The 6,253-nt window shown below is 50.7% G+C and carries 5 protein-coding genes; all 5 read right to left on the minus strand.

Annotated features, from left to right (window positions below; all coding sequences use genetic code 11):
- The coding region (locus tag ACT3IC_RS23415; protein ID WP_473479863.1) for a T6SS effector phospholipase Tle3 domain-containing protein at window positions 1-204 on the minus strand (204 nt) is incomplete at its 3' end.
- Complete coding sequence (locus ACT3IC_RS23420) at window positions 201-2,711, minus strand: DUF2345 domain-containing protein (protein WP_473479865.1); 2,511 nt, start codon at window positions 2,709-2,711, stop codon at window positions 201-203. The genes ACT3IC_RS23415 and ACT3IC_RS23420, both read right to left, overlap by 4 nt.
- Before the next feature lie 322 nt (window positions 2,712-3,033).
- Complete coding sequence (locus ACT3IC_RS23425; RefSeq protein WP_473479870.1) at window positions 3,034-3,741, minus strand: T6SS immunity protein Tli3 family protein; 708 nt, start codon at window positions 3,739-3,741, stop codon at window positions 3,034-3,036.
- A 3-nt stretch (window positions 3,742-3,744) separates the two neighbouring features.
- Window positions 3,745-4,452 carry a T6SS immunity protein Tli3 family protein gene (locus tag ACT3IC_RS23430; protein WP_156654529.1) on the minus strand — a complete coding sequence of 236 codons (708 nt, stop codon included), beginning with the start codon at window positions 4,450-4,452 and terminating at the stop codon, window positions 3,745-3,747.
- A 9-nt stretch (window positions 4,453-4,461) separates the two neighbouring features.
- Window positions 4,462-6,253 (minus strand): T6SS effector phospholipase Tle3 domain-containing protein (locus ACT3IC_RS23435; RefSeq protein ID WP_473479868.1); only part of this gene is annotated, 1,792 nt, incomplete at its 5' end.

The raw sequence follows: 6,253 nt of genomic DNA on the forward strand, positions 1-6,253 counted from the left end.
CAGTCCTGCAAGAATGCCCTTCTCCTGATTCTGGTACGCCTCACCCACGTCGTTTACGCCGTGGACCAGGATCACGATCCCCGGCATCGGGCGCGGCACGCCCACGTTGCGCGTCTGGGCGGCTTCTCCCAGACTTTTGTGTACCGGAATATCGCCTTCAGAGATCACCCGTGGGGCATATGGTTTTGTCTTCGACTCCGTCATTCCATCAACTCCATTTTGTAACTGTCGAGATCGTCAGCATCAAGCAGCGGTGAATGACCATTGCTGTCCGTCACGCCTTCTACAATCTGGCCGGACGAATTCGTCAGTCTGAATTTTTTGTTTGCCAGAATTTGCTCCGGGTCATCGCCCGCGTGCAGCTTATAGCGGAGCTTAAAAGCACCTTTCTCGAAGGATGGCGATTGAACTGACGCACTTTCCGGACCGTCGTATTTCAGGTTCGGTGCTTTAAGCTCAATGCCGGTTGGCGAGAAAATGGTGACCAGCCCGTTCGGACTGATGCGGATCCCGCCCCCACCGCAGACAAACTGCATCCCCTCTCTGGCACTGCCGTTCATCTTCCCGGCGGTACTGGTCAGCGTGAAATCCTGCTGTGACAGCATGTGCATTTCACCGCGCTGCGCCTGGGTCGTGATATCCCCTGCACCGGCAATCATCTGAATACCGAGCTTGCGGGCAAACAGCGAAATTTTCTCCCCCACGGCCAGTGAGAATTTTTTCACCACATTCACGCTGGTATCATTGCCCGCCGTGGCGATCAGGTCCTTCCCGGCAGACAGTTGCAGACTGTCCGGTGTGATTTGAGCAATCCCGTTTTTGCCATAGGCCAGAATGCCGGGTTCCGTGAGATGACTTAACGCCTGACTGAGCGCATTCTGCTGGTCGGTTTCGACATTACAGGCCCCCGCCGTCAGCGCACTTTGTTGCAGGGTCATCGCCAGCGATAAAGCTTTCTCAAGCTGCGCGATGGCTGCTGCCATATCCAGCTGTTTCCCTGCGGCGCGTGGCTGGGCTTCAGTAGTGATCATCACCCCTTTGGCGGCACGCAGTGACATCCAGTCATCGGTACGGGCCTCAAGGCCTTCGCCACGTTTTTTCCCTTCAGCATCGACCAGATGTCCCACGCTGAGTTGCCCCTTGCCGTACTCCGTAGAAATCTTGATATGCTCCTGGCCGCGGCGGTCCTCAAGACGAATCTTGTTGAACGCAGCCGTGCGGATCACGTTGCGGGTATCGTTGCGGTTGGTGACTAAATCCGGGCGGCTGCCATCATGCATAGCGTGGGCAATAAAAGGTCGGTCCGGATCGCCGCCTTCAAAACCAATGGCCACCTCGGTGCCGTCCAGCAGCGGAAAGTGAATGCCAAAGGTGTCACCGGCATAGGCTCTTCCAAGACGTACCAGAGCGCTTTCAAACCCGTCACGCTTCTCATCCAGGTCAAAATCAAACTTCACCCGGTAGCGCCCGTGCGCATCAAGCCCGGCATAAGTTTTATCTCCCCCGATAGCCGCCACTCTTGCAGGCACGGTTCCGGCTATCACTGGCCGGGGTATATATTCAGGGCGGAAGCTGTAGCCGTGGATGTAGGGGATACCCGTCAGCACGGCGCGGTAATGTTCCGCGCGACTGCTGCGGATGGTCATCTTCGTTATCAGAAAGCCGGGTTTAAAACCGTCTGGAATGGGCCCCGTGGGGTGAAATATGATACCCGGGTGAAGTTCGGGATCGCTGGTCGTCGCCCCCAGAACACTCTGGCCGTTCAGCAGACGCTCAAAACGAAGCCGGGCGTAAAACGTGGCCGTTTCCGCCTCTTCGCCATAATAATCACCGTTAGTCAGGTAAGGATCGGCATAGTGATAATGTTGTCCTGTGGTGACACCCTGAGGGATATCACTTATGTCGATAGTTTTGTCGGCCTGAGGCGAGTGCGGGTCGCGGTAGTTATAGGTGCGTACCAACGCGTTTTGGGGGATTAAATCGTGCTGTTCCTCCAGATCGGTAATGTAATCGGCGTAACTGGTCATGCCAGAATGGCGCACATAGGGCACCGGTTTGTCGCTGAAGATATAGCGACGTTCAGAATCGCCAAATATAACGACGGTTTCTGACTTCACTTTGTCGTGATTCTCTAAGCGGAACCAGATCCCCACCTCCGCCAGCAAACGGCGGATGAACTGCAGATCGGTTTCTTTCCACTGGATAATCATCTCCCGGCGAGGGTAGCTGTGGCTCAGCTGGTCAAAATCGATGTTGTAGCCATCAAAATGACTACTCTCCTTCATCAGCTTCGTGACGAGTTCCGGTACTGTGATATTCATGTACACGGCGGAGCGGTAGTATCTGTCAAGCAGCGCCAGCTCATGCTCCAGCACGCATTCATACAGGGCTTCATCACCGGATGACTTAAGGCGGGAAAATTTTGTGATCGTACCGTTTATCTGTCGTAACGGTAGCCAGGGCGTTTGTCCCTGCCAGGAGGCTTTTGGGTTTGGGGCTCGCAGAATAAATTCGGCCATCTGGTTAAGGACAGCATCAATAGCAATGTTTTGATCCGGACTGGTAAAACGAATGGTATAGCGCCAGGGCTCACTTAATCCCTCTGTTCCGGTAAACGAGTGAACATCAGGAATAACGTTTTTACTACGGGGAAAATACAACAAATAACGATTTAAGGTAGCCTGCTGGACAACTTCGTTGTTCCCTGCCATAGATAAACATCCTTTTAATAAACGGTGGACCTGCTTTTAAATAATACACCCAACGCTATTATTAAAATATGATTTAGCCATGTAAAATCAGGCGTTATAGATACAAGGATATTCACTAAATAAATTCATAGGCATAAAAAAAATCACCACACAAATATAAAGCACACACCTTTTAATCAGATTTAAATAACAAAATGACGAACACGTTTTTTTATCCGGCGGCCTCATTTGCGGGTGGCGGCTGCGCCTTACCCGGCCTGGAAGGGCACGGAAACTGTAGGCCGGGCAAACGCAGCGCCGCCCGGCATAATCCTTTCATCACCTATCGCCCCGCATCCATGTCACAGCGCATCCGATCCCAACCGGTATAGTCCTTCACTTCAGGTACCTTGTCGGGTAAGCCCTGATAGTTTGCTTTAAATTGGGCTGTATTATCTTTCAGTGCTTGTTTGGTGATGTAATCCATCCCCCAGGCTGGCCCTGGGAAACGGGGTTCTATTTTCCCATTTACTTTGCTTCCCATACCGTCATCGACGGTATATTCAATGCCTGGACCACCCGGCAGAATACGCGGATCTTCAAACGGCTTTGACGACATATACAGCCGGTGTCTGGTCTGCAGAAAACCCTGATCGTTGACAACGGTGAAGGATAATACGTCTTCAGCAGGCGCGTAGTCATCACCATTAGGTTCATTATGCCCGGGAGCAAAGCCAATAGCCTTCCATGTTTCGCCATAATCTTTTGAAACAAGGAATCCATCCACTTGCCAGTTGGTAATTGCTATATATTTCTCAGAGGGGTGAATAAACTTTCGCGTAAAAATTCGATAAAACTGACTGGCTGGCATTGTGTGAATACCCCGTTTGGTATCCGTATACCAGAGTTCTCCTTCACAATCCCATCCTTTCAACTCGAGGTAACGATGTTCATCAAACCGATAAATAACTTGTGTCGGTGACTCTTTCGCCTGGCACTCAGAAGCCAGCACAACGGTGACGACTGCGAGAATAGTACATAATCCTTTCATCATTTATCGCCCCGCATCCATGTCACAGCGCATATGATCCCAGCCGGTGTACCCCTTCACTTCGGGGACTTTGTCGGGTAAACCCTGCCAGTTCGTTTTAAATTGTTGAGTGCTGTTTTCAAGCCCTTGCTTAGTCATATAAATCATCCCCCAGGCCCAGCCCGGAGAACGGGGTTCCAGCTTCCCGTTAACTATGCCTCCCATACCGTCCTCCACGGTAAATTCAATGCCTGGGCCACCAGGCAGAATACGCGGATCTTCAAACGGCTTTGACGACATATACAGACGGTGTTTGGTCTGTAAAAAACCCTGATCGTTGACGACGGTGAAGGATAATACGTCTTCAGCAGGCGCGTAGTCATCACCATTAGGTTCATTATGCCCGGGAGCAAAGCCAACAGCCTTCCATGTTTCGCCATAATCTTTCGAAACAAGAAATCCATCCACCTCCCAGTTTGGGATAGAAATATAACGCTCTGAAGGATGAATAAATTTGCGGGTGAATATTCGGTAAAACTGAAAATATGGCTGTGAATGAATGCCTCGCTTTATATCCGTATACCAGAGTTCCCCCTGGCAATCCCAACCTTTTAACTCAAGGTAGCGATGGTCATCGAACCGATAAACAACCTGCGTCGGTGGCGTTTTCGCCAAACTATTCGCAGTCAGTAAAATAGTAGCGAATGCGAAAACAACACAAAGTCCCTTCATGCTCTGTCCTTAAGCCAACTGGCTGTCACTTTTAGGTTTTGGCATTTCCCATTGCAATAACTTCATTTCCTTGAAGTCTTCCAACCTGACAATACCCATATCAATATCTTTCGGATGACGTGACCGAGGTCGGATGCCGGCATAATCATTCTTTACACCGTAATCACCTTGTGGTAGCACATTGTCAGGTTTATTCATAAAGTTTTTAGTCGTACCCGCTGGTAATCTTCCGGAACGATAATATTCTTTAGCAGCAGGAAAACCATTTAATGGATCCCGCCAGTCTGCACGATGCAATAGCTCTTCCCAGAATTTCCCCGCTTTGAAATCAAACGATTTACACTGTCCAATCGCCAGGTCAAAGGCCATTGCCTGAGACGGCGCAAACTCGCTCATCACAATGGAAGAGTGCTGGCTGTAACCAACCGGATCCGTTTTCTGCCATTCTGCTTCCAGCTCTTCACGGGTTTTCAGCCAGGTTATGGACAGTACCGGGTACTCTTTTGAACCCGTAACCTTCCCTTCAATGACTGTGTGTTTCCGGGCAATACTTTCAATCTCAAGTTCATCGCGCGTTAAGACATGCCCTGGTTTCCAGCTAACTCGCTGATAGCTGTTGAGCATATACATTGCAGAGTCCGTGCGCTTAATAGCGCTGGCTTTGGCGGAATAGGAGATGTAAGCGTCCGGACTTTCCGGATCGATATAATAGGTATAGGGTTTGTCACTGGTTTTTGGATCGTTATCAGGATGGTTATCCTGCCCCTGGAGCTTGAAAATAAACGGCTCCGGTAATTCCTCGCCGTTAATGATTACATCACGAAAGTTATAACTGCTGTTCGTCAGGAAGGCATATTCTGCATCTCCCTCCTTTCGCGGCGGTAACGTAAAAGGCGCACCGTCCGGCTCTTTCCCTACCTCGCCGTGCTGATAAAAAACGCGCTGATACAGATTAGGAATATCACGGGCTATTTTCTGAGGGATGCCCCGCCAGCCCATCCCCTGCACATTTTCCAGCGACACGACACCGTCGTTCGGACAAAAGTAGTTGTACACCTTGCCGTCGTTGCTCCGGCAATACCGGTCATCGGTCCGCAGCGGATTATCGGAAGGTTTACGCAGGGTGCAGGAGGCCTCCATCGCCTGCAGTTCACCCTCTGTTATTTTTCCGCCCCCTTTCCACTGCGTGTACATCAGGCGACAGAAGTTTTTGAAGGTGTTCTGCCTGGCCGCGTTGGTCTGTTGATATCCGGGCTGAATATTTTCAAATGCGCGCGACTCCAGCGAATAGGGAGAGTGGTTAAGAATGACGCAGTTAACCGGGTCATAACCGGCCTGTTTGACCAGCATATTTGCCAGCATGGTGATGATAGTTCCCTGGCTATGGGCGACCACATTAATCACATCCTTTTCAGTGACAGGCTCACTTCGAATCTGAATAATCAAATCCGCCAGCCGTTGCGCAGCAAAAAACTGATAAATGCGGTGCGGGTTTTCATAAACAGGATGGGTGAAATCGCCGCCATTCAGGTGCAGAGAAGCAAATCCCGCTGCGGCCACACCAAAGCCACCGGCACCCGGCCCTAACATGTCGGGAATAGTGGTCGTCGCATTAGCAAAGGTTCCGCCTCCTTTGGCAAAATGCATATCAAGCGCGTTTTTCAAGTTATCGCTCTGGAATTTAAAGGGTCCTTTGCCGTCATTACCCAGCGCCGCTTTATTCTTCTCGTTATTTTCCTGATAGGCGTCATACGGCAGATGGGCTTTCTCACTCAGCTTGCTGACTTCCTCCCGGTAGCGC

The sequence above is a fragment of the Leclercia sp. GHBNCSD genome, assembly GCF_055805075.1.

Bases quoted from the DNA above. Each gene is read 5' to 3' on its own strand.
- ACT3IC_RS23420 (WP_473479865.1), bottom strand. From the start codon at position 2,711: ATGGCAGGGAACAACGAAGTTGTCCAGCAGGCTACCTTAAATCGTTAT.
- ACT3IC_RS23430 (WP_156654529.1), bottom strand. From the start codon at position 4,452: ATGAAGGGACTTTGTGTTGTTTTCGCATTCGCTACTATTTTACTGACT.
- ACT3IC_RS23425 (WP_473479870.1), bottom strand. From the start codon at position 3,741: ATGAAAGGATTATGTACTATTCTCGCAGTCGTCACCGTTGTGCTGGCT.